The 241-nt window shown below is 46.5% G+C and carries 1 protein-coding gene; it reads left to right on the forward strand.

All coding sequences use genetic code 11. The annotated features are described in order from the left end of the window. Window positions 1-241, forward strand: a 241-nt coding sequence (locus tag ACM2FC_RS23715) for an FAD-binding protein (RefSeq protein ID WP_498483486.1), incomplete at both ends; no start/stop codon positions are given.

Genomic DNA, 241 nt, shown 5'->3' on the forward strand with positions numbered 1-241 from the left:
TAATGACAGAAGGCTGCCGTGGTGAAGGTGGCATTATGTTGAACAAAAATGGCTATCGATATCTACAGGATTATGGTCTAGGGCCAGAGACACCCGTCGGCCAACCGAAGAATAAATATATGGAGCTTGGGCCAAGAGATAAAGTTTCTCAAGCATTCTGGCACGAACAGCAAAAAGGCAACACCATCAAACATCCGCTAGGCGATGTCGTTCATCTCGATCTACGACACTTGGGTGAAGA

This window comes from Vibrio sp. A37, assembly GCF_059777565.1.